The sequence below is a fragment of the Rhizobium terricola genome (genome assembly GCF_012927355.1).
GTDB classification, from domain to species: domain Bacteria; phylum Pseudomonadota; class Alphaproteobacteria; order Rhizobiales; family Rhizobiaceae; genus Allorhizobium; species Allorhizobium terricola.
The window spans coordinates 461,809-482,556 of record NZ_JABBGK010000003.1; the positions used below are offsets into that span (position 1 = coordinate 461,809).

The 20,748-nt window shown below is 63.4% G+C and carries 22 protein-coding genes, 1 tRNA gene and 1 pseudogene; 13 read left to right on the forward strand and 11 right to left on the reverse strand.

What is annotated here, in order from left to right; genetic code table 11:
* Window positions 1-60 precede the first annotated feature (60 nt).
* From HHL25_RS17130 to HHL25_RS17140, 3 genes are all read left to right on the forward strand, one after another.
* On the forward strand, window positions 61-1,959 hold the full coding sequence (locus HHL25_RS17130; protein WP_169593828.1) for a heavy metal translocating P-type ATPase: 1,899 nt from the start codon (window positions 61-63) through the stop codon (window positions 1,957-1,959).
* 68 nt (window positions 1,960-2,027) lie between these two features.
* Entirely contained in the window at window positions 2,028-2,531 is a 504-nt protein-coding gene (locus tag HHL25_RS17135) for a YciE/YciF ferroxidase family protein (protein ID WP_169593830.1), read from the forward strand.
* Between the two features lie 215 nt (window positions 2,532-2,746).
* Window positions 2,747-3,670 carry a GGDEF domain-containing protein gene (locus HHL25_RS17140; RefSeq protein WP_169593832.1) on the forward strand — a complete coding sequence of 308 codons (924 nt, stop codon included), beginning with the start codon at window positions 2,747-2,749 and terminating at the stop codon, window positions 3,668-3,670.
* 35 nt (window positions 3,671-3,705) lie between these two features.
* Here HHL25_RS17140 and HHL25_RS17145 read toward each other — a convergent pair whose 3' ends face one another.
* Window positions 3,706-4,203 (reverse strand): sigma-70 family RNA polymerase sigma factor, encoded by a 498-nt coding sequence (locus HHL25_RS17145; RefSeq protein ID WP_169594050.1) that lies wholly within the window; start codon window positions 4,201-4,203, stop codon window positions 3,706-3,708.
* 124 nt (window positions 4,204-4,327) lie between these two features.
* On the opposite strand from HHL25_RS17145, the gene HHL25_RS17150 reads away from it, so the two are divergent.
* Window positions 4,328-4,723 carry a hypothetical protein gene (locus HHL25_RS17150; RefSeq protein WP_169593834.1) on the forward strand — a complete coding sequence of 132 codons (396 nt, stop codon included), beginning with the start codon at window positions 4,328-4,330 and terminating at the stop codon, window positions 4,721-4,723.
* Here HHL25_RS17150 and HHL25_RS17155 read toward each other — a convergent pair.
* Entirely contained in the window at window positions 4,712-5,047 is a 336-nt protein-coding gene (locus tag HHL25_RS17155; protein WP_169593836.1) for a hypothetical protein, read from the reverse strand. The genes HHL25_RS17150 and HHL25_RS17155 overlap by 12 nt on opposite strands.
* A 194-nt stretch (window positions 5,048-5,241) precedes the next feature.
* Here HHL25_RS17155 and HHL25_RS17160 point away from each other — a divergent pair, with 194 nt between their 5' ends.
* A complete protein-coding gene (locus tag HHL25_RS17160) occupies window positions 5,242-5,682 on the forward strand; it encodes a metal-dependent phosphohydrolase (protein ID WP_169593837.1) in 441 nt (146 codons plus the stop codon).
* 19 nt (window positions 5,683-5,701) lie between these two features.
* On the opposite strand, the gene HHL25_RS17165 is transcribed toward HHL25_RS17160, so the two are convergent.
* Window positions 5,702-5,778, reverse strand: a tRNA-Arg gene (locus tag HHL25_RS17165).
* A gap of 108 nt (window positions 5,779-5,886) precedes the next feature.
* Window positions 5,887-7,050, reverse strand: a complete 1,164-nt coding sequence (locus HHL25_RS17170; RefSeq protein WP_169593840.1) for a M20 aminoacylase family protein — start codon at window positions 7,048-7,050, stop codon at window positions 5,887-5,889.
* Between the two features lie 178 nt (window positions 7,051-7,228).
* On the opposite strand from HHL25_RS17170, the gene HHL25_RS17175 reads away from it, so the two are divergent.
* The gene (locus HHL25_RS17175; protein WP_169593842.1) at window positions 7,229-8,317 is read left to right on the forward strand and encodes a D-alanyl-D-alanine carboxypeptidase family protein; all 1,089 of its coding nucleotides are present in this window, start codon (window positions 7,229-7,231) and stop codon (window positions 8,315-8,317) included.
* A gap of 14 nt (window positions 8,318-8,331) precedes the next feature.
* On the forward strand, window positions 8,332-9,477 hold the full coding sequence (locus HHL25_RS17180; RefSeq protein WP_169593844.1) for a CobW family GTP-binding protein: 1,146 nt from the start codon (window positions 8,332-8,334) through the stop codon (window positions 9,475-9,477).
* 16 nt (window positions 9,478-9,493) lie between these two features.
* Here the strand turns inward: HHL25_RS17180 and HHL25_RS17185 are convergent, their stop codons facing one another.
* The 5 genes from HHL25_RS17185 to HHL25_RS17205 all read right to left on the reverse strand — a co-directional run bounded on the left by HHL25_RS17185 (window position 9,494) and on the right by HHL25_RS17205 (window position 13,315).
* Window positions 9,494-9,721: a sulfurtransferase TusA family protein gene (locus HHL25_RS17185; protein ID WP_169593846.1), complete on the reverse strand. Its 228-nt coding sequence runs from the start codon at window positions 9,719-9,721 to the stop codon at window positions 9,494-9,496.
* A complete protein-coding gene (locus tag HHL25_RS17190) occupies window positions 9,718-11,001 on the reverse strand; it encodes a L,D-transpeptidase family protein (protein WP_169593848.1) in 1,284 nt (427 codons plus the stop codon). The genes HHL25_RS17185 and HHL25_RS17190 overlap by 4 nt, the downstream gene beginning before the upstream one ends.
* Window positions 11,002-11,173: 172 nt before the next feature.
* Window positions 11,174-12,127 carry an acetyl-CoA carboxylase carboxyltransferase subunit alpha gene (locus HHL25_RS17195; RefSeq protein WP_169593850.1) on the reverse strand — a complete coding sequence of 318 codons (954 nt, stop codon included), beginning with the start codon at window positions 12,125-12,127 and terminating at the stop codon, window positions 11,174-11,176.
* 63 nt (window positions 12,128-12,190) lie between these two features.
* Complete coding sequence (xerD, locus tag HHL25_RS17200) at window positions 12,191-13,135, reverse strand: site-specific tyrosine recombinase XerD (protein WP_169593852.1); 945 nt, start codon at window positions 13,133-13,135, stop codon at window positions 12,191-12,193.
* 15 nt (window positions 13,136-13,150) lie between these two features.
* The gene (locus HHL25_RS17205) at window positions 13,151-13,315 is read right to left on the reverse strand and encodes a hypothetical protein (RefSeq protein WP_169593853.1); all 165 of its coding nucleotides are present in this window, start codon (window positions 13,313-13,315) and stop codon (window positions 13,151-13,153) included.
* 149 nt (window positions 13,316-13,464) lie between these two features.
* On the opposite strand from HHL25_RS17205, the gene HHL25_RS17210 reads away from it, so the two are divergent.
* The 3 genes and pseudogenes from HHL25_RS17210 to HHL25_RS17220 form a co-directional block, all read left to right on the forward strand.
* Complete coding sequence (locus HHL25_RS17210; protein WP_169593854.1) at window positions 13,465-14,061, forward strand: shikimate kinase; 597 nt, start codon at window positions 13,465-13,467, stop codon at window positions 14,059-14,061.
* Window positions 14,054-15,181, forward strand: a complete 1,128-nt coding sequence (aroB, locus tag HHL25_RS17215; RefSeq protein ID WP_169593855.1) for a 3-dehydroquinate synthase — start codon at window positions 14,054-14,056, stop codon at window positions 15,179-15,181. Before HHL25_RS17210 ends, aroB begins: the two co-directional genes overlap by 8 nt.
* A gap of 11 nt (window positions 15,182-15,192) precedes the next feature.
* Window positions 15,193-16,080, forward strand: a pseudogene (locus HHL25_RS17220) (HlyC/CorC family transporter); the annotation flags it as partial.
* A gap of 53 nt (window positions 16,081-16,133) precedes the next feature.
* Here the strand turns inward: HHL25_RS17220 and HHL25_RS17225 are convergent.
* Window positions 16,134-16,415: a BolA family protein gene (locus HHL25_RS17225; protein WP_169593858.1), complete on the reverse strand. Its 282-nt coding sequence runs from the start codon at window positions 16,413-16,415 to the stop codon at window positions 16,134-16,136.
* Window positions 16,416-16,519: 104 nt separating this feature from the next.
* Between HHL25_RS17225 and HHL25_RS17230 the strand changes: the two genes are divergently transcribed.
* The 3 genes from HHL25_RS17230 to cobT all read left to right on the forward strand — a co-directional run bounded on the left by HHL25_RS17230 (window position 16,520) and on the right by cobT (window position 20,118).
* Window positions 16,520-17,146 carry a J domain-containing protein gene (locus tag HHL25_RS17230; protein WP_169594052.1) on the forward strand — a complete coding sequence of 209 codons (627 nt, stop codon included), beginning with the start codon at window positions 16,520-16,522 and terminating at the stop codon, window positions 17,144-17,146.
* A 64-nt stretch (window positions 17,147-17,210) separates the two neighbouring features.
* Window positions 17,211-18,203, forward strand: a complete 993-nt coding sequence (gene cobS, locus HHL25_RS17235) for a cobaltochelatase subunit CobS (RefSeq protein WP_169593860.1) — start codon at window positions 17,211-17,213, stop codon at window positions 18,201-18,203.
* Window positions 18,204-18,216: 13 nt separating this feature from the next.
* Complete coding sequence (gene cobT, locus HHL25_RS17240) at window positions 18,217-20,118, forward strand: cobaltochelatase subunit CobT (protein WP_169593862.1); 1,902 nt, start codon at window positions 18,217-18,219, stop codon at window positions 20,116-20,118.
* A gap of 3 nt (window positions 20,119-20,121) precedes the next feature.
* Here cobT and HHL25_RS17245 read toward each other — a convergent pair whose 3' ends face one another.
* On the reverse strand, window positions 20,122-20,550 hold the full coding sequence (locus HHL25_RS17245) for a hypothetical protein (RefSeq protein ID WP_169593864.1): 429 nt from the start codon (window positions 20,548-20,550) through the stop codon (window positions 20,122-20,124).
* Window positions 20,551-20,748: the final 198 nt, after the last annotated feature.

Sequence of the window (20,748 nt, forward strand, 5' to 3'; positions counted from 1 at the left end):
AGGCGGCAAGCTTCCCATTCGGTGACCGCATGCCGCATCAGGAGACTGTCCGGAGGTCCCATGGTCGGTGAATACGAGAGCCTGCGCCGTTTTGGTTTGCCGGTTCTGGCGCTTCTTGCCTTGATGACGCTTGCCGGCGGTGGTCTCGCGTCCTTTTCCGATCAGGTGGCGTGGGCCTATCGCCTGTGGTCGACCGGCACCGCACTTGTTCTTGTCGCGCTTCTCGTCGAGATCGTCCGGTCGCTGGCGCGAGGGCAGTTCGGCCTCGACATCATCGCGGGGCTCTCCATGGGCGCGGCCCTTGCCTTCGGCGAACCGCTCGCCGGCAACATCGTCGCCCTGATGTATGCGGGCGGACAGCAGCTCGAGAACTTTGCGGAAGGCCGTGCCCGGCGCGAAATGACGGCCTTGCTTGGACGCACGGCGCGCACGGCCATGCGTCACGCCGGCAGTGCGCTCGAGGAGGTGCCGATCGAGGTGCTGGCGCCCGGAGACCGCATCCTGATCCGCCGCGGCGAAGTGGTGCCGGTCGACGGAAGGCTGCTCGCGGCACGGGCGGATATCGACCTTTCGGCCCTCACGGGCGAGTCCCTGCCGGCGCGTTTCGGCCAGGGCGACGACATTCCGAGTGGCGGCACCTCGATCGGCGCGGTCTTCGATCTCGAAGTCTCGCGCACGGCTGCGGAAAGCACCTATGCCGGCATTGTGCGGCTCGTCGAAAGTGCTCAGGCAAGCAAGGCGCCGATGGTGCGGATTGCCGACCGCTTCGCCCTCTGGTTCCTGCTGTTCACCGTCTCGATCGCCGGGGCTGCCTGGTGGATGACATCTGATCCGCTGAGGGCGTTGGCGGTTCTGGTCGTCGCAACGCCCTGTCCGCTGATCCTCGCGGTTCCGGTCGCCATCATCTCCGGCATGTCGCGGGCTGCCTCGCTCGGCGTGTTGGTGAAGAGTGGCGGAGCGTTCGAAACGCTCGCCCGGGTGCGGACCGCCGTGCTCGACAAGACGGGTACGATGACCAGCGGCAAGGCCGGCGTGGTCGAGATCCGCACCGCCGACGGCGTGGAGCCGGACGAGGTATTGCGGCTTGCCGCGTCGCTCGACCAGGCCTCCAACCATGTCAGCGCCGAGGCTCTGGTCCAGTCGGCGCACGAGCGGGGCATGGTGCTCTCCTACCCGTCCGATATCGTCGAGGCGCCGGGAAGCGGCATCGAGGGCAAGGTCGACGGAAGGCGGCTGGCCGTCGGCGGCAGCGACTTCGTCCGCGGGCGCTGCCTGTCCGGCGATCCGCGTGATCTCGGCCGGGACCTGCCACCCGGAACTGCTGTCGTGGCGGTCGGTATCGATGGCGTGGTCGCCGGCATCATCCTGCTTTCCGACCGGCTGCGCGACGATGCCCGCGCCGCCATCGCGGCCTTCCGCCATGCCGGGATCCGTCGCTTCGTCCTTGCCTCAGGCGACCAGGCCGATGCCGTGGAGGCAACCGGGGCACTGCTCGGGGTCGATCTGGCCCGAGGCGCCCTCCAGCCGAGCGAAAAGGTCGAGGTGGTCATCGCCGAGCGGCGCGATGCGCCGGTGATGATGATCGGGGACGGCGTCAACGACGCACCCGCCCTTGCCGCAGCCGATGTCGGTGTCGCCATGGGTGCGCGGGGCGCTGCAGCTTCTTCCGAATCTGCCGATGTCGTGCTGCTCGTCGATCACCTGGGGAGAATGCCCGCGGCCCTTTCGATTGCTCGCCGAACGCGCCACATCGCGTTCCAGAGCGTGGCCGTCGGATTGGGTCTTTCGATCGTCGCGATGGTCGCCGCGGCGCTCGGCTACCTGCCGCCTGTCCAGGGTGCCGTCCTGCAGGAGGTGATCGATGTGGCCGTGATCCTCAACGCGTTGCGGGCCTTGAGCGTACCCACCGGAGAGGCGAGGGCAGGAGAAGGACTGCCGAGCGGCGGAATCGGTCGCTGATCCGGAACAAAAGCCTGGGTGTCGCGGTTTGACAGGTGCAAATGCTCTCAAACCAGGAGACACCCGAAATGGCACAGAAGACTCTGGACGACCTTTTCCATGAAACGCTCAAGGACATCTACTATGCCGAGCGCAAGATCCTGAAGACCCTGCCGAAGATGGCGCGCGGTGCCCAGGATCCGAAGCTCCAGGCGGCCTTCGAAAAGCACCGGGAAGAAACCGAAGGCCAGATCGAGCGCCTCCAGCAGGTGTTTGAGATCATCGGCAAGCGCCCCCGCGCGAAGACCTGCCCGGCAATCGACGGCATCGTCGAAGAGGGCGAGGAAATCCTGGAGGAGTTCAAGGGCACGGCGGCGCTCGATGCCGGCCTCCTGGCCGCCGCGCAGGCGGTCGAACACTACGAGATCAGCCGCTACGGCACCCTCAGTGCCTGGGCCAAGCAGCTCGGTTTGAAGGACGCCGTGAAGCTTCTCGACGAGACGCTCGCCGAAGAGTCCAAGACTGACGAAGCTCTGTCGAAGATTGCCGTCTCGGCCGTCAATACCGCCGCGACGGAGAAGAAGGCTGCGTGACGCAGCCCTTGATCGGATGATCATGCGCCAAGGGCGTTGCCGGAATTTTCGGGCGACGTCCCTGGCGTTTTTCTTTCCACGCTACCGCTCCGCTCGCCATGCTTGGTTCTGCTTCCCATCCGACGGCGGGCTCGTCGTGGGGAGAAAGATTAATTAACAATTCTCAAGTACGTTCGTTCTTTATAAGTATTGTCATTATTTGGGGGTTGCAGCCTATGTTTGCTGCGCATGCCGTCCAGTCCTGTGAAGTCCAGTCGGATGACATCTACCGCAAGATATTCTACGAGGTTGCCGACGGTATTGTCGGGATCGACGAAAACGGCATCATCAGCCTATGCAATCCCTCCGCAGAGGTCATGTTCGGATGGCAGCCGGGTGAACTCATCGGCCGCCCGCTCGATGTGCTGTTGCCGGAAGAGGTTCGGCCTCACCATCATCATCACATTGCTGATTTCCAGTCGGGAGCGGTCGATGCCCGCTACATGGGTCAGCGCCTTGCCAACACGATTGGCCGGCGCGCCGATGGGAGCGAGATCAATCTCGGCATCACGATCCTCAGGACGCAGACGGAGGCCGGTCCGATCATGGTCGCAGTGGTTCGCGACATCACCGAGGTCCGGCGCTACCAGAGCGAGCTTCAGCGGCTTGCGGATACCGATCCGCTGACCGGGCTGCTCAACCGGCGTGCCTTCAAGTCGAAAGCCGAGCACGAAATCGCCCAGAGCCTCAGCCAAGAGCACGATGTCTCGGCCATTTTATTCGACATCGACAACTTCAAGATGATCAACGATACCTTCGGCCATGACGCCGGCGACGATGTCATTCGCAACTTTGCCTGCACCGTGCGCAAGGTGATGGAGGGATATGATCTCGTCGGCCGCTGGGGAGGCGAGGAATTCGTCGCGGTGGTGGCCAACACGTCGCTCGGCCGGGCGGCGGAGATTGCCGAGGCGGTTCGGCTAGACGTCGAGGAGCAGTGTCTGCTGCCGGCCGACGGCGCTCCGGTAAAGGTGACGGTAAGCGCGGGCGTGACTGGATTGAACCGCAAGGAAAAGTCCCTGTCGCCGCTGATCTCGCGGGCCGATGCGGCGCTCTACGAAGCGAAGCGCCACGGACGAAACCGGGTGATGCTCCTCTGACCAGGCGACGGTCAGCGGACGCGGTCGTCAGTCTTTCAATTCGCCGACGTTTCACCGAGCTCACGCCGCAACTGGCGTCGTGCGCGGTTGAGCCGGCTCTTCACTGTGCCGATCTTGCAGCCGCAGATCTCGGCGGCGTCCTCATAGCGTTCGCCCAGCATGACGATCAGGATCAACATTTCCCGGTGATGATGGGGCAGGCGGTATAGCGCGCGGCGTACGTCGTCGGCCTGCATGATCCAGTCCTGGTTCGGCTCCACGCTCAACCGATCGGCTATCCCGTCCGGAAGCCCAACTGTCTCTCGGCCACGTCGCTTGAAACGCGTGCAGAAGGTGTTGCGCATGATGGTGAACATCCAGGACTTCAGTCGCGTGCCCGGTTCGAAAAGATCGATATGGGCGAGCGCCTTGGTGAGTGTCTCCTGCACGAGATCGTCCGCCTCTTCCGGCTTTGGGCAGAAAGTGCGGGCGAATGCTCGGAGCGCGGGGATGAGATCGACCACTTCCGACTGCGTCACATGTTCGGGGTTCATGGTCGCCAAGACCTCACCTCCATCATCGTTGGCCCGTGAACAACAGGTCGTAAACGCAGCTGTCGTTGCATGGTTCCGCCGGTTCGCAGCCAATGCGTGTTCCTCTTGGATGCGGAGTAGCGACATGTTCGAGCGTAAAGGTAGCTGGCTACCTTTGTTCTCGACGCTGCTGGGATGCACGATGTTCCAGGATTTTTTCGGCCCTTTTGGAACATCGGGCCTTCCGTTGGTGTTGGAAGCCGACAAAAAAGTGATGCACCCGATCTCCCTGAGGCCGGCGCGCGCAATGCTCGGACAAAGTGACGGGCAGCTGGAGAAGAAAGGCGACGCCGTGGCAGGTGGAAGAAAGCACGATCCCCGGAACGACGATCTCAGATCCACACTCGATCAACTGTATGTCGAACTGCAGCGTTCGGCCGTTCCGGACGAGATGGCGAGGCTGGCAAGCCAGGTTCAGCTCGCACTGAACGCCAGACGCAAAAAAAGCCTGACACCTTCCCCCCGTCGTTCATCGCTGTAGCGGAGCAATCGCATTCTGCAGGGGTTGCCCGGCGACGATACCTCGCTCACCGTCGGCGGGATATCGTCCGCTGGTGTCGAGTACCACGGTGTAGAGTTTCTCATTGCGGAAGGCGCTGGCGAAGCTTGTCGATACGTCTTCCGCCGGCTTGGCGCCGATGTCGCGAAAGTCCGTCTCCGCCTCACTCGCCACAAGGCGCGCGTCGCCGGTCGAGCGCGCACGCACGACGACTTCACCCTGAAGCGATACGTTCTGCCAGTTGGGGTCGGTGAGCGGCGCGGACGGCAACAGACGATAGATCTGCAGTTCTTCCTTCTCGATCATGATATCCTCCATTGTTGGAATTGGGAAACGGTTGGAATTGGGGAACGTCCGGACGGTCCTGCCGTTCCATCGATCTTCTTCGGAACCCGGACCCCTGTCCGACGGTTACATCTGCCGGGCCGCGCGCCGGCAGGCGAGAACCCGACGGGGCGGCCGTTCAGGGGCGGAAGAGAACGCAATCGGGGAAGACTGCCATGCAGAAGACTGCACACCTCCAGCATGCGATCGACGTCGCCGCCGGCGCTCATGAAGGCCAGATGGACAAGCTCGGCCGGCCCTATTTCGAGCACTGCCAGCGGGTCGCCGGCGCGGTTTCGGGGGAGGAGCCGAAGATCGTGGCCTACCTGCACGACACTTGTGAGAAAGGGCGGGGCTGGACGCTTGACCGGCTGAGGGAGGAGGGTTTCGCGGCGGCGATCGTGGCCGCCGTCGATGCTTTGACGCGTCGCCCTGGTGAGGCGGAAGAGGAGTTCCTACGCCGTGCCGCCGGCAATCCGCTCTCGTCTGCGGTCAAGCAGGCAGATCTCGAGGACAATCTGTGGCAGGCGGAGATGGCGGGTAGCGACAGGCGTCGGTATCAGCAGGATCTCGAAACTCTCGCCGCTCTTGCCAGACCCGGTACCGGACGCCATTGAACAGCGATTGTGCGGAAGATGGTGATCCCGACGCGATTCGAACGCGTGACCCTCAGATTAGGAATCTGATGCTCTATCCTGCTGAGCTACGGGACCACTGGCTGAACTCAATACAAAAGCCGTGCCGGTAAGCCAAGCATTTTCGGTCGTTGTGGGAAAGAGGCGTGCGCCGGCGTGCCTTGTGGCGCGCCGGCCGGCTGTCGGTCAGTCTGTCAGCCGTTGCTCCGCAAGGCGAACCCAATAGGAGATGCCGTAGGCCAGGACCTCGTCGTTGAAGTCATAGGCCGGGTTGTGCAGGCCCGGCGTGTCGCCGTGGCCGATCATGATGTAGGCGCCGGGGCGGGCCTGCAGCATGAAGGCAAAGTCCTCTCCGGCCATCGACGGGTCGACTTCGGTGTTCACCTTGTCGATGCCGGCGACGTCGGCGGCCGCACGCGCGGCATGTTCTGTTTCGGCCGCGTGATTGACTGTGACCGGGCAGGCGCGTTCGTAGATCACTTCAGCATCTCCGCCGTTGGCGGCAGCAAGGCCCCGGGCAATCTCCCGGATACGGCTTTCGGCCATGTCGCGAACCTGTTCGTCGAGGCTGCGGACCGTGCCGGAGATCGATGCCTCCTCGGGGATGATGTTGTGGCTGGTGCCGGCATGGAAACGGGTGACCGAGACCACGACCGAACGCAGTGGGTTGGTGTTGCGCGAGGCGATCTGCTGCAGGTTGGTGACGATCTGCGCGCCGATCGCGATCGGATCGACCGCCTTGTGCGGTTCCGCAGCATGGCTGCCGCGTCCCTTGACGGTGATGAAGAACTTGTCCGGCGCGGCCATGATGCCGCCCTTGCGGATCGAGAAGGTGCCGACCGGCTGTCCGGGCATGTTGTGCATGCCGTAGACTTCCTCGATGGCGAACCGCTCCATCAGGCCGTCCTGCACCATGGCAAGGGCGCCGGCGCCGCCTTCTTCGGCCGGCTGGAAGATCACCACCACGCGGCCGTTGAAGTTGCGGGTTTCCGCCAGGTGCCGGGCGGCACCGAGCAGCATGGCGGTGTGGCCGTCGTGGCCGCAGGCGTGCATCCGGCCCTTGATCTTCGAGGCCCACGGCTTGCCACTGATCTCTTCCAGGGGCAGGGCGTCCATGTCGGCGCGAAGCCCGATCGCGCGGGTGCTCGTGCCCCGGCCGTTGATCACGCCCACGACACCGGTGCGGCCTATGCCGGTCACGATTTCGTCAACGCCAAACTCTTCAAGCTTCTGCGCAACGAAGGCGGCCGTGTTCTCGACGTCGTAAAGAATCTCTGGATTTTCATGGAGATGGCGACGCCATTCGCTAACCTCCGCCTGGAGTTCGGCAGCGCGGTTCAATATCGGCATGTTGCAGTCCTGCTTGTCGACTTCGATATATCGCTTGGTGGGCGCGCAGAATGTGCGCCTTGAGATTGACGTAATCAATGGGTCTTGCCATTGCTTGCAGTCATAGGTCAATTGTCGGGCCTTTGCGAGACGCTTCCGCATTTAAGAGGTTTTCATCGTGTCGTCGAAGAAATTCAGCATGCCGTCAAAGGCGCGCCGCAACCGCCGTTTCGCGGCTCTCGTCTGCACCGTAGCCGCTTGCATGCCCAGCCTCACCCTTGCCAATCCGCAGATGGTGGTCGACGTGAACACCGGTCGGGTAATCGCGCACGAGGACGCCTTCCGCAAGTGGTACCCGGCATCGCTGACCAAGCTGATGACCGCCTACACCACATTCAAGGCGATCCGCGCGGGCGAAGTGTCGCTGGAAAGCATCGTGGTGATGAGCAAGAAGGCTGCCGACCAGCCCGCCAGCAAGATGTACTACAAGCCGGGCACGCAACTGACCCTCGACAGCGCGCTGAAGATCCTGCTGGTGAAGTCGGCCAACGACATTGCTGTCGCGATCGGCGAGCGGGTCGGCGGTTCGCTCGACAACTTCGTCGCGCGCATGAATGCCGATGCCCGGAGCCTCGGCATGACCTCGTCGCACTTCATCAATCCGAACGGCCTGCCGGGCAAGGGCCAGTATACCACGGCCCGGGATCTCGCCGTTCTCGCCGTCGCGCTGCGCCGCGAGTTCCCCGAATATGCCGGTTACTTCTCGCTGGAAGGGATCAATACCGGCAAGAAGGAATACCCGAACTATAACCTCCTGATCGGCCGCTTCGACGGGGCCGACGGCATGAAGACCGGCTATATCTGCGCCTCTGGCTTCAACCAGGTCTCATCGGCCACCCGCAACGGCCGGACCGTGGTCTCGGTGGTGCTCGGCGCCGACAGCCTTGGTGCGCGTGCCGACGTTTCCGCCGATCTCCTACAGAAGGCGCTGACGACCGGCGGTTCCGGCCCGCGCCTTGATACCCTTCAGCCCTACGGCGATGGCCGCGACAGTGTCGCGGACATCAGCGCCGAGATCTGCAACCCGCAGGCCCGTCAGGTGCGCAGCGAAGGACGCGACGATGCCGGACGCATGAAGCTGCTTTCGCCCTATATCCATGAGATGGGCCGTCCGCCCCGTACCGTGTTTGCCGGCGCCATTCCGGGAACCGAGCCGGTCAAGAACGGCGCCGCCGGGGTCGCCGAGATCGCCAACGTTCCGATCCCGAAGCCGCGTCCGACCTTCTGATCCGGGAGTTCACCATGTCACCAGTCAACGGCCGGATCCCCGTGTCGATCATCACGGGCTTCCTCGGTGCCGGAAAGTCGACCCTTCTCAACCGCATCCTCAAGGATCCGGCCATGCGGGACGCGGCCGTGATCATCAACGAGTTCGGCGAAGTGGGTATCGACCACATGCTGGTCGAGGCCTCGAACGATTCGATCGTCGAACTCGCCGACGGCTGCCTGTGCTGTACCGTACGCGGCGAATTGGTGGACACGCTGGCCGAACTCATTGACGGCATGCAGACCGGCAAGCTCAAGGCTCTGTCGCGGGTGGTGATCGAAACGACCGGGCTTGCCGATCCGGCGCCGGTCATGCAGTCGGTCATGGGACATCCGGCGATCGCGCAGCATTTCGACCTCGACGGCATCGTGACGGTCGTCGACGTCGTCCACGGCCTGTCCACGATCGCGACCTATCCGGAAGCGCTGAAGCAGGTCGCGGTCGCGGACCGGCTGGTGCTGACCAAGGCGACGCTTGCCGGGGCGGCGCAGCGCGCCGAACTCATCGAACGGCTGCGGTCGCTCAATCCGCGGGCGGACATCACGGACGGCGACACGGAAGAGGCGGGCACCGCTGCGATCCTTGCCAACGGCCTCTACGACCCGGCGAGCAAGATCCCCGACGTCGGCCGATGGCTGAAGGACGAGGCGCATGCCGGCCATGGGCATGACCATGGGCACGATCATGGCCACGGCCATCATGGGCACCATCACCACCATCACCACCACGACGTCAATCGTCACGGCGACCAGATCCGCTCCTATTCGATCATGCATGACCAGCCGATCGACCCGATGGCGCTGGAGATGTTCCTCGACATCCTGCGCTCGACGCATGGCGACAAGCTGTTGCGGATGAAGGCGGTCGTGGCGCTGACGGATCGTCCGGAAAGGCCGCTCGTGCTGCATGGGGTACAGACGGTCTTCCATCCGCCGGTGCGTCTTCCGGCCTGGCCCGATCCCTCGGATCGGCGCACGCGGCTGGTGCTGATCACCCGCGATCTGCCGGAAAGCTATGTGCGGGAGCTGTTCGATGCCTTCACGGGCCGCGTGCAGGTCGACCGACCCGATCGGGCGGCGCTCGAAGACAATCCGCTCGCCATTCCCGGCCTGAAGATGTGACAGGGCGCGGGGGCGTTCAGCCCTTGCGGATCAGGAAGCGATGGCCATGGTCGAGCTTTGCCTGCCCGATCAGTTCGTGGCCGTCCTCCCGGCAGAAATGCGGAATGTCGATGACTGCCAGCGGATCGGTCGTTTCGATGCTGAGTTCCTCGCCGCGCTGCATGCTTGCGAGCTTGCGCCGGGTCTTGAGCACCGGCAAGGGGCATTTCAGCCCCTTGAGATCGTAGAAGACGTGGGCGCTCATTGCGACGGCTGCGACTGCCAGAACATCCAGAAGGGCTTCTTATTCGTCTCGGCTGTCTGGACCGGGGCGGGTGCGGCCATCGGGTTCGGCTGCGGAACCGGTACGGCGCCGGCCTGGGCGGGCATGGTCGTGGCGCTTGCCGTCGCGGCAGCAGCATTGGCCGGGTTCTGTGTGGCCGGTGCAGCGGTTCTCGAGGTCTTGGCAGCCGGTGCGGAGGCAATCTGCTCGATCGCGGCCGGTGCCGTCTTGGCCGGGGCGCTGGCCGCCGTCGTCTGGTTCTCGTAATCCTCGATCTTCATCAGCTTGCCGGCCTTCAGCGCCGAGCCGGTCGGGGCATAGGCGAGGTCGTGGCCCTTGCGCTGGTCGGCGACGATCGCCTTGCGTTCGGCCTCGGTCGGATCATACCAGATCTTGCCGTCGAACTTCTTCGTGGCCTTGGCGTAATCCTTGGCATAGGTCGCATTGTACGAGGCGAGCGCCATCTGGAGTGCCGGCGGCGTGGTCATGGCGGGGCAGGCGGCAGAAGCGCTCAGCGCCTTTCCATCCTCGACCTGCTGGTTGAAGACGTATTTCTTGTCGCAGACGGCGACTTCCGGGGGACGCTTCGTCACTTCGAAATTGTCGTAGCCGACCTTCAGCATCTGCCAGAAGGCAAAATGCGGGCTGTGCTGGTGGCGCGCCATGTTCTCCGCGGTCATGCGGAAGGGGAATGCCTGCAGCTGGATGGTCTGCTGACCGCCCTTGAAGGCGTCGCGGGCAAAGGCGTAGATCTCAAGGATCTGGGCGTCGGTCATCGAATAGCAGCCCGACGACGAGCAGGCGCCATGGATCATCAGGTTGGTGCCGTTGCGGCCGTTGGCCTGGTCGAAGCGGTTCGGAAAGCCGGTATTGATGGCGAGGTAATACTTGGAATTCGGATTAAGGTGATAGGGCGAAAGCGGGTAGAAGCCCTCTGGTGCCTGACGGTCACCCTCCTTGACCTTCGGGCCCAGTCGGCCCGACCAGGCGCAGATCTGGTATTCCTTCACCTTGTCGAAGCGATTGTTGGTCTTGGCCTTCCAGATCTCCAGGACGCCTTCTTCCTTGAAGATGCGGATGGCGATCGGCGAATTGCGATCCATGCCCTTGGCGCGCAGCTCGGCCAGCATCTTCGACGACAGCGGGTGGTCGTCCTTGTCGGAGATCTTGGACGTATCGACGCTGTCCAGCGTTTCATTGACGGTACAGCCGGCAAGTGCGGCGACGAGGGTCAAAACGAGAGCGGTCGATTTCCAGCGCATTTCCGAAGGCTCATCAGATAAAGGACAGAACAGCTTTCGTCAGAAAGCATACCTTTTTAGTCTATAACGCTTTTCTTCACAAACCATTAACCAACGGCGCAGTCGAACCGCGGCATCACCGCGCTTAACTTGCGAAAGCAGCAGCATTGTGACGGGCGCTGAACGCCCGGCCTTAGAGATTGCGTCCGATGTTGAGGAATTTCTGGCGGCGTTCGCTGCGCAGCTGATCACCGGGGCGGGGCGAGAGCTCGCCAAGCGCGTTGGCAATGACGTCGCCGGCCGCCTGGATGACCGTCTTCGGATCGCGATGTGCGCCGCCGACCGGTTCCTGAATGATGCCGTCGATGACTCCGAGGGATTTCAGGTCCTCGGCGGTGATCTTCATGTTGGTCGCGGCCTCCTTGGCGCGGGTAGAATCGCGCCACAGGATGGAGGCGGCCCCTTCCGGAGAGATGACCGAGTAGATCGCATGCTCAAGCATGTAGACGCGGTTGCCCGTGGCGATCGCGATCGCGCCGCCGGAGCCGCCTTCACCTAGCACGACGGAAACGATCGGCACGCGGATGTTGAGGCACATCTCGGTGGAGCGGGCGATGGCTTCCGCCTGGCCACGCTCCTCGGCGCCGATGCCCGGATAGGCGCCGGCGGTGTCGATCAGGGTCACGACGGGCAGGCCGAAGCGGTCGGCCATTTCCATGACGCGGATCGCCTTGCGATAGCCTTCCGGACGGGGGCTGCCGAAATTGTGCTTGAGGCGCGACTTGGTGTCGTTGCCCTTCTCCTGGCCGATCACGGCGACCGGCTGGCCGCGAAAGCGGGCAAGGCCGGCCTGGATCGCGGCATCTTCCGCAAACTTGCGGTCGCCGGCGAGCGGCGTGAAGTCGGTGAAGAGCTCGGAGGCATAGTCGACGAAGTGCGGACGCTGCGGGTGGCGGGCAACCTGCGTCTTCTGCCAGGCGTTCAGCTTGGAATAGATCTCTTCCATCGCCTCGCGGGTGCGGGCCTCCAGCCGACCGATCTCCTCGGAGGTGTCGATGCTCTCATCCTCTTCCGCGAGCTTCTTCAGTTCGTGGATCTTTGCTTCGAGGTCGGAGATGGGCTTTTCGAAGTCGAGATAGTTGTGCATGAAATCGGGTTCCGATCGTTTTGCCCTTTGCCATTCGGGCGCTTGGCACCGGCGTTGCCGGTCCTAATCGAGGTTTTTGGCCTTTTTTGCAAGAGGGTGATGCGTCTGGACCAGTTCCTGCAGCCTTTCATCGAGCACATGCGTATAGATTTGTGTCGTTGAAATGTCGCTGTGGCCCAGCAGTTCCTGCACCACGCGCAGGTCTGCTCCGTTCTGCAAAAGATGGCTGGCAAAGGCGTGGCGCAGCACGTGCGGCGAGACGGACGCGGCGGGAAGTCCGGCCCGGACGGCGAGATCCTTCAGTTCGCGCGCGAAGACCTGGCGCGGCAGGAAGCCCTCCTTGCTTGCCGCCGGAAAGAGGAAGGGCGAGGCTTCCCGGTCGCCGCGTTCCTCAGCCATCAGGTCGCCGTAGCGGGCGAGTGCCGCGACCGCTGCCTTGGACAGCGGCACCAGGCGTTCCTTGTTGCCCTTGCCGCGGACGACCAGGAAACGCCCCTCCTGGGTCAGCACCCTGGCGGGCAGGGCAACCAGCTCGCTGACGCGCATGCCGGTCGCATAAAGGAGTTCGATGAGGGCGAGGGTGCGCAGGCGCAGCAGGCGGCCGGGACCTTCGAGCGCTGCTTCCTCCTCGGCAAGCCTCAGCAGCCGCCCGACCTGTTCGACACTGAGGAATTTCGGCAGCGGACGTGCCTTCTTCGGCGAGTCGAGGATCGCCGTCGGGTCGTCGCCGCGCAGTCCTTCGGCATAGAGGAACTTGTAGAACTGCCGCATGCTCGACAGGCGCCGGGCCTGGGAGGTCGGCTGGAAACCGCGCTTGGCGAGGTCGGAGAGATAGGCGGACAAATCGCCGCGCTCGGCCGCGTCGAGGCTTGTCTTCCTGCCGGACAGGAAATCGCAGAGGTCGTCGAGGTCGCGCTCGTAGGAGGCAAGCGTGTTGGCCGCCGCCCCGCGTTCGGCGCTCATCATCTCCAGGAAGGCCTCGACATGGGCGCGGCTCAGATCGGCCAAGGACGGCTCCTTCGTCTACTGTCCGGCGCCGTCTTCGGGCGGGTTGACCTGCTCGGAGGGAATGCGGATCGTCACGTCGCGTTCGCGCGGCTCGACGAAGACCACGAGCGACCACATGGCGGCATAGACGATCCCGACGATCGTTGCGCAGAAGAAGAGAAAGCGGAATAGCGTCGGCATAGCATCGTCCCCGGGCTGCGAACGGCACCTGATATGATGGGGCGCCGCTGACTGTGCAATGCGCGCAGTCGTCGCATTCATTCCAGTGTATGGCTTGACGCTCGGCGTTCATTTGTCAATACCGTTGGGAAACGGATGCGAACAGGTCGATGAGCGATATCATATTTCCCGTTGCCCCCACCTTGGGTGAACGCGCGCGTGCTGCGCTGGGACGACGCAATCTCGTCTTCGTCGGACTGATGGGGGCAGGCAAGTCGGCTATCGGCCGGATGACCGCCGCCCAACTCGGCCTTCCCTTCATCGACACGGACACCGAAATCGAACGCGTCTCGCGCATGACGATCAGCGAACTCTTCGCGGCCTATGGCGAAGAGGAGTTCCGGGCGCTGGAGACGCGGGTGATCAAGCGGCTCCTCAGGTCCGGCCCGCGGGTCGTCTCGACCGGCGGCGGTGCCTTCATCAACGAGAAGACACGCAAGCAGATCGAGCGGGGAGGCATTTCTATCTGGTTGAAGGCAGACCTCGAGGTGCTGTGGGAGCGGGTCAACAAGCGCGACCACCGTCCGCTGCTGAAGACCGAGAACCCGAAGCAGACGCTCGAAAACCTGATGAACCAGCGCTATCCGGTTTACGAGCTTGCCGACATGACGGTCCACTCGCGTGATGAGCGCAAGGAGACGATCGTCAACGAGGTGCTGGAAGCGATCATTGAATATACGGGTAAAGGCAGCAAGAACGATGAGTAAGACCGAGAGCGAAGAGCGGCTCGTCCATGTGCCGCTCGGCGAGCGCGCCTATGACATCCTGATCGGGCCTGGCCTGATCGGGCGTGCGGGCGGCGAAATCTCCACGCGCATCAAGGGCCGGAAGGCCGCGATCATCACCGACGAGAATGTCGGCGGCATCTATCTCGACCCGCTGATGGACAGCCTCCAGACCGACGGCATCGAGGCCGTGTCGCTGACGCTGCCGCCGGGCGAGAAGACCAAGAGCTTCGACTACCTGACCAAGGTCTGCGACGTGCTGCTCGAGGCCCGCATCGAGCGCAACGACGTGGTGATCGCGCTCGGCGGGGGCGTGATCGGCGACCTCACCGGCTTTGCCGCCGGTATCGTGCGGCGCGGCGTTCGCTTCGTCCAGGTGCCGACCTCTCTGCTGTCCCAGGTCGACAGCTCCGTCGGCGGCAAGACCGGCATCAATACGCGCCAGGGCAAGAATCTCGTCGGCGTGTTCAACCAGCCGGACCTCGTTCTCGCCGATACCGACGTTCTCAATACCCTGAGCGAGCGTGAATTCCGTGCCGGCTATGCCGAGGTCGCAAAATACGGCCTGATCGACCAGCCGGATTTCTTCGCCTGGCTCGAGCGCAACTGGCGTGAGGTGTTCTCCGGCGGTGCGGCCCGCATCGAGGCGATCGCCACGAGCTGCCAGGCCAAGGCCGATGTCGTCGTCGCCGATGAGCGCGAGACCGGCCGCCGGGCACTCCTGAACCTTGGCCACACCTTCGGTCATGCCCTCGAAGCCGCGACCCAGTATGACAGCAGCCGCCTCGTGCATGGCGAAGGCGTGTCGATCGGCATGGTTCTCGCCCACCGTTTCTCGAACCGGCTGAACCTGATCGGCGTCGAGGATGTGGCCCGCGTCGAGGCCCATCTGAAGGCTGTCGGCCTGCCGACCTCGATCGACGATATCGAGGGAGAACTTCCCTCGACCGAGGTACTGATGGATGCCATCGGCCAGGACAAGAAGGTCAAGGGCGGCAAGCTCACCTTCATCCTGACGCGCGGCATCGGCCAGTCCTTCGTCGCCGACGACGTCCCTGCTTCAGAAGTCTATTCGTTCCTGGAGGACATGCGGGCGAAATGACGGCTGAACGGGGGGGCTTGTCGCGGTTCGTCAATGCGATGGTTCGGGGGCTTCTCCGTACCTTCAAGGTCGATCTGTCGCAGGAGACCCTGTCGCTTTCCAGCTACGACGACCTGCAGGCGGCGCTCGCCATCGTCCATCACGATGCCCATCTCGACAAGACCGATCGCGACCGTCTGGGTGGCGTGCTCGACCTCGGCGAGCTCGAAGTCTCAGACATCATGATCCACCGCATGGCGATGCGGGCGGTCAATGCCGACGAGCCGCCGGAAGTCGCCGTCCGCGCCGTGCTCGACAGCCCCTACACGCGCATGCCGCTCTGGCGCGGTGCGACCGACAACATCATCGGGGTCGTGCACGCCAAGGATCTGCTGCTTGCGCTTGCCGAACCGGATGCCGACGTCTCGCGCCTTGATCTGGTGAAGATCGCCCAGAAACCCTGGTTCGTGCCGGATACGACCAACCTCAAGGACCAGCTCGCCGCATTCCTGCGCCGCAAGATGCACTTCGCCGTCGTGGTGGACGAATATGGCGAGGTGCAGGGCATCGTCACGCTCGAGGACATCATCGAGGAGATCGTCGGCGACATTTCCGACGAGCACGACCTGGAGATCCAGGGGGTGCGGCAGGAGGCCGACGGCTCGATCGTCGTCGATGGCGCCGTGCCGATCCGCGACCTCAACAGGGCTCTCGACTGGTCGCTGCCGGATGAGGAGGCGACGACGATCGCCGGGCTGGTCATCCACGAATCGAAATCGATCCCGGAAGAGCGGCAGGCCTTCACCTTCCATGGCAAGCGCTTCATCGTGATGAAGCGCGAGAAGAACCGTATCACCAAGCTGCGCATCCGCCCGGCCGACGAGACTTCAGGCCGCGACCAAGCAACCGGTCCCGCTTGACGGAGTGTCCTGGCCGTCCCATCTGAGCGTCAGCAATCCTCTTGGAAAGCAGTCTACCAGCGCGTTTCCTCGCCGGGTGCCGCGGGTTCGATCGCCAGCGCGTGCAGCCCGGCATCGAGTTCCGGCTGCAGGAGTTCGGTGATCGCCCGATGGCGGGCGAGCCGGGTCATGCCGGTGAAGACGGGGGCGACGATCCGCACGCGCATGTGTGTGCCCTCGGCGCCTTCGAAGCCGGGCTGGTGGCCGGCATGCTGGCTGCTTTCGTCTATGACGAAAAGGCGTTCCGGGCTGAATGCCTCGCGCAGTTTCGCCTCAATTCTGTTGCGTAGAGACATGACCTTCCTTGCGCTTTGCCGGCTCGAAAAAAGCCTCACAAAGCCTAGAACAATCACGTTTGTCAATTCTTGTTGTCGACTGCCGGAGGCACCATAATTACCGGATGAAACTCGATTCAAAATACTTCGACCGGATCCGCACGCGGCGGAAACGGGAGCCGGAGGCGGAGAAAACCACGCCGACCTGCCAATGGGACGGGTGCGACAAGCCCGGGGTTCATCGGGCACCCGTCGGACGCAACGCCGAAGGGCAATTCTTTCTGTTCTGCTTCGAGCACGTGAAGGAATACAACAAGGGATACAACTACTTCTCCGGCCTGTCCGACACCGAGATCGCCCGCTACCAGAAGGAGGCGATCACCGGCCATCGGCCGACCTGGACGGTTGGCGTCAACAAGAATGCGAAAGCGAGCCCGCTGCATTCGACCGCCCGGTCCGGCTCGGCGGCCTCCCAGGCGCGCATCAAGGACCCGTTCGGTTTCGTCCAGCAGGGGCGCGGCAACGGTTCGCGCCTCCAGCCGCAGGCCCGCAAGCTGAAGTCCCTCGAGGCCAAGGCGCTCGATACGCTCGGGCTTGCGGCCAACTCGAGCGCGCAGGAAATCAAGAGCCGCTACAAGGAACTTGTAAAAAAACACCACCCTGACGCAAATGGCGGAGACAGGGGCTCGGAAGAGCGTTTTCGCGCTGTCATTCAAGCGTATCAATTGTTAAAGCAGGCGGGTTTCTGTTAATCGATAGTGCCTGTAACGCGCTTTATTTGGAAGGCCGGTCGGCGCCGCCCGGCATGGAGAGACGATGAGCAAAATTGAACTTGATATTTCCAATCTCCCCGACACCACCGTGTCGGTGCGCGAGGTGTTCGGTATTGACAGCGATATTCGCGTCCCGGCCTACAGCAAGGGAGATGCCTATGTGCCCGACCTCGATCCGGACTACCTGTTCGATCGGGAAACGACGCTCGCCATCCTCGCCGGTTTCGCCCACAATCGCCGCGTCATGGTCTCCGGTTTCCACGGTACCGGCAAGTCGACTCACATCGAGCAGGTCGCAGCCCGGCTCAACTGGCCGTGCGTGCGCGTCAACCTCGACAGCCATGTGAGCCGTATAGACCTCGTCGGCAAGGACGCGATCGTGCTCAAGGATGGTAAGCAGATTACCGAGTTCAAGGACGGCATCCTGCCCTGGGCCTACCAGCATAACGTCGCGCTCGTCTTCGACGAATACGATGCCGGCCGCCCGGACGTCATGTTCGTCATCCAACGCGTGCTGGAAAGCTCGGGCCGCCTGACGCTTCTCGACCAGAGCCGCGTCATCCGTCCTCACCCGGCCTTCCGCCTTTTCGCGACTGCCAACACCGTCGGCCTCGGCGACACGACCGGCCTTTATCACGGTACGCAGCAGATCAACCAGGCGCAGATGGACCGCTGGTCGATCGTCACGACGCTGAACTATCTGCCGCACGACAAGGAAGTCGACATCGTTCTCGCCAAGGTGAAGAGCTTCGGCAAGACTGAAGATGGTCGCGACACGGTCTCGCGCATGGTTCGCCTCGCCGACCTGACCCGCTCGGCCTTCATCAACGGCGACCTGTCGACCGTCATGAGCCCGCGTACCGTCATCACCTGGGCCGAGAACGCCGAGATCTTCGGTGACGTGGCCTTCGCCTTCCGCGTGACCTTCCTCAACAAGTGCGACGAACTCGAGCGCACGCTGGTCGCCGAGCAGTATCAGCGCGCCTTCGGCGTCGAGCTGAAGGAAAGCGCTGCCAACATCGTGCTCGGCGCCTGAGAGGGCGATCACGATGGCAGGTCGCGGGGATAATTCGAGAGCAAAGCCCGGCACGGGAGTGGACACCGAGCCGCTTCGCCGGGCGATCACCGGTTGCGTTCGTTCGGTGGCAGGCAGCCCCGAGGTCGAGGTCGTGTTCGCCAACGAGCGACCGGGCCTCGCCGGGGAGCGTGTCCGGCTGCCGGAACTGTCGAAGAAGCCCACGGCCCACGAACTCGCGGTAACCCGCGGGCTCGGTGATTCCATGGCGCTACGCATCGCCTGCCACGACCAGAAGATCCATGCGACGATGGCGCCTCAAGGACAGGATGCCCGTTCGGTCTTCGATGCGGTCGAACAGGCCCGTGTCGAGTCGATCGGTTCGCTCCGGATGAGCGGCATGGCGACGAACATCACCGCCATGAACTCGGAAAAATACGCCAAGGCGAATTTTTCCGGCATCAATCGCCAGGAAGACGCGCCGATCCAGGAAGCCGTCGCCATGCTGGTGCGCGAGAAGCTCACCGGCGAAAAGCCGCCTGAATCCGCCGGCAAGGTGCTCGACCTTTGGCGTCCGTTCATCGAGGACAAGGCCGGTTCCAGCCTTGAAGACCTGCCAGCTGCGATCAACGACCAGCAGGCCTTTGCCCGCGTCGTGCGCCACATGCTGTCCGCCATGGAAATGGCGGAAGACGTCGGCGACGAGACCGAAGAGGGCGAGGACGAAGATCAGTCCTCCGAGGACCAGCCGCGCTCCAACGAGGAAGAGCAGGAAAGCGCCGAGGAGGAGGCCGGCTCCGAGCAGGCTCCCGCCGAGGAGAGCGAAGCCTCGCAGGAGCAGATGGACGACGGCGAGATGGACGGCGCCGAAATCTCCGACGACGACATGTCGGACGAGGGCGAGGACGACAGCGAGACGCCCGGTGAGATGCGCCGTCCGGCAAGCCCGTTCGACGATTTCAACGAAAAAGTCGACTACAAGATCTTCACCCAGGAATTCGACGAGGTCGTGACGGCGGAGGAACTCTGCGACGAGGCCGAACTCGACCGCCTGCGCGCCTTCCTCGACAAGCAGCTGGCCCATCTGCAGGGCGCCGTCGGGCGCCTCGCCAACCGCATGCAGCGCCGTCTGATGGCGCAGCAGAACCGCTCCTGGGATTTCGACCTGGAGGAAGGCTATCTCGATACCGCGCGGCTCACCCGCATGGTTATCGATCCGATGCAGCCGCTGTCCTTCAAGATGGAGCGCGACACCAAGTTCCGTGATACCGTCGTGACGCTCGTCATCGACAATTCCGGGTCGATGCGTGGCCGTCCGATCACGGTCGCCGCGACCTGCGCCGACATTCTTGCCCGCACGCTTGAGCGCTGCGGCGTCAAGGTCGAGATTCTCGGCTTCACCACCAAGGCCTGGAAGGGCGGGCAGTCGAGAGAGAAGTGGCTCTCGGGCGGCAAGCCGCCGACACCCGGCCGCCTCAACGACCTCAGGCACATCGTCTACAAGTCCGCCGATGCGCCGTGGCGCAGGGCGCGCCGCAATCTCGGCCTGATGATGCGCGAGGGGCTGCTCAAGGAAAACATCGACGGCGAGGCGCTGATGTGGGCGCACAGCCGCCTGATGGCTCGCTCGGAGCAGCGCAAGATCCTGATGATGATTTCCGACGGTGCGCCGGTCGACGACTCGACGCTTTCGGTCAATCCGGGCAACTACCTTGAGCGCCATCTGCGCGCCGTCATCGAACAGATCGAGACCCGCTCGCCGGTCGAGCTTCTGGCGATCGGTATCGGTCACGACGTAACGCGTTACTATCGCAAGGCGGTGACCATCGTTGATGCGGACGAGCTGGCCGGTGCTATGACCGAGCAGCTCGCGGCCTTGTTCGAAGACCAGGAACAGGGCGGCAAGCGCGGCGGCAGGGCACGCCGCGCCAGCTGATCATCAGGCTTCGACGGCGGCCTCCGAGGCCTCCGTGCTGCCAGCCGAGGTCGTGCCCTTGTCCACGCCAAGCCGTTCCTTGATCAGTTCGGCAATGTCCTCCTCGATCGCCTTGCGGGCATCGGGATCCATCGCGGCGAGCGATTCCTCGGTGAGGCCCTGATCCTGCAGATACTGCGCGCGGATGAGTTCCGCGACGTCCATATGCGCCCATTCGGAAAATTCCTCGATCAGGCTCTTGGCCTCGGCGCGTGCCTGTTCCTCTTCCGGCGTTGTGTCGTAGGCAACTGTGTTTTCGTCTTCGAGCGAGAAGGACGAACCGCCGTCATAGGAGAGGAGTGCGTCGGAAAAGCCGCCGCTGTCGGTGCCGGCGGACTGGCCCGAACGGTAGAGGAGGGGAGCATATTGCTTGTCGCTAACGCCGTTGATCACTGCAAACTCCTGAAATAGTGGCTTGGATGGAATGGGCGAAGGCTCGCATGCGTAGCTTGTCCCGGCCTAAAGCCCGAGCTCCGTTTCCCGGTGCTTTGCCGGTCGGGGCGTCCGTGGCATAAGGCGGTGAACGCTCCTCCCATTCAGGGTCAAGTCATTGCCATCCCGCCGCCCTCTCGCCTTCGCCTGCATCCTCGC

Bases quoted from the DNA above. Each gene is read 5' to 3' on its own strand.
- HHL25_RS17170 (WP_169593840.1), bottom strand. From the start codon at position 7,050: ATGCCGATATTGAACCGCGCTGCCGAACTCCAGGCGGAGGTTAGCGAA.
- HHL25_RS17160 (WP_169593837.1), top strand. From the start codon at position 5,242: ATGCAGAAGACTGCACACCTCCAGCATGCGATCGACGTCGCCGCCGGC.
- cobT (WP_169593862.1), top strand. From the start codon at position 18,217: ATGGCAGGTCGCGGGGATAATTCGAGAGCAAAGCCCGGCACGGGAGTG.
- HHL25_RS17145 (WP_169594050.1), bottom strand. From the start codon at position 4,203: ATGAACCCCGAACATGTGACGCAGTCGGAAGTGGTCGATCTCATCCCC.
- HHL25_RS17185 (WP_169593846.1), bottom strand. From the start codon at position 9,721: ATGAGCGCCCACGTCTTCTACGATCTCAAGGGGCTGAAATGCCCCTTG.
- HHL25_RS17150 (WP_169593834.1), top strand. From the start codon at position 4,328: ATGTTCGAGCGTAAAGGTAGCTGGCTACCTTTGTTCTCGACGCTGCTG.
- aroB (WP_169593855.1), top strand. From the start codon at position 14,054: ATGAGTAAGACCGAGAGCGAAGAGCGGCTCGTCCATGTGCCGCTCGGC.
- HHL25_RS17180 (WP_169593844.1), top strand. From the start codon at position 8,332: ATGTCACCAGTCAACGGCCGGATCCCCGTGTCGATCATCACGGGCTTC.
- HHL25_RS17230 (WP_169594052.1), top strand. From the start codon at position 16,520: ATGAAACTCGATTCAAAATACTTCGACCGGATCCGCACGCGGCGGAAA.
- HHL25_RS17195 (WP_169593850.1), bottom strand. From the start codon at position 12,127: ATGCACAACTATCTCGACTTCGAAAAGCCCATCTCCGACCTCGAAGCA.
- cobS (WP_169593860.1), top strand. From the start codon at position 17,211: ATGAGCAAAATTGAACTTGATATTTCCAATCTCCCCGACACCACCGTG.
- HHL25_RS17190 (WP_169593848.1), bottom strand. From the start codon at position 11,001: ATGCGCTGGAAATCGACCGCTCTCGTTTTGACCCTCGTCGCCGCACTT.
- HHL25_RS17130 (WP_169593828.1), top strand. From the start codon at position 61: ATGGTCGGTGAATACGAGAGCCTGCGCCGTTTTGGTTTGCCGGTTCTG.
- HHL25_RS17175 (WP_169593842.1), top strand. From the start codon at position 7,229: ATGCCGTCAAAGGCGCGCCGCAACCGCCGTTTCGCGGCTCTCGTCTGC.
- HHL25_RS17155 (WP_169593836.1), bottom strand. From the start codon at position 5,047: ATGATCGAGAAGGAAGAACTGCAGATCTATCGTCTGTTGCCGTCCGCG.
- HHL25_RS17140 (WP_169593832.1), top strand. From the start codon at position 2,747: ATGTTTGCTGCGCATGCCGTCCAGTCCTGTGAAGTCCAGTCGGATGAC.
- HHL25_RS17225 (WP_169593858.1), bottom strand. From the start codon at position 16,415: ATGTCTCTACGCAACAGAATTGAGGCGAAACTGCGCGAGGCATTCAGC.
- HHL25_RS17210 (WP_169593854.1), top strand. From the start codon at position 13,465: ATGAGCGATATCATATTTCCCGTTGCCCCCACCTTGGGTGAACGCGCG.
- HHL25_RS17205 (WP_169593853.1), bottom strand. From the start codon at position 13,315: ATGCCGACGCTATTCCGCTTTCTCTTCTTCTGCGCAACGATCGTCGGG.
- HHL25_RS17135 (WP_169593830.1), top strand. From the start codon at position 2,028: ATGGCACAGAAGACTCTGGACGACCTTTTCCATGAAACGCTCAAGGAC.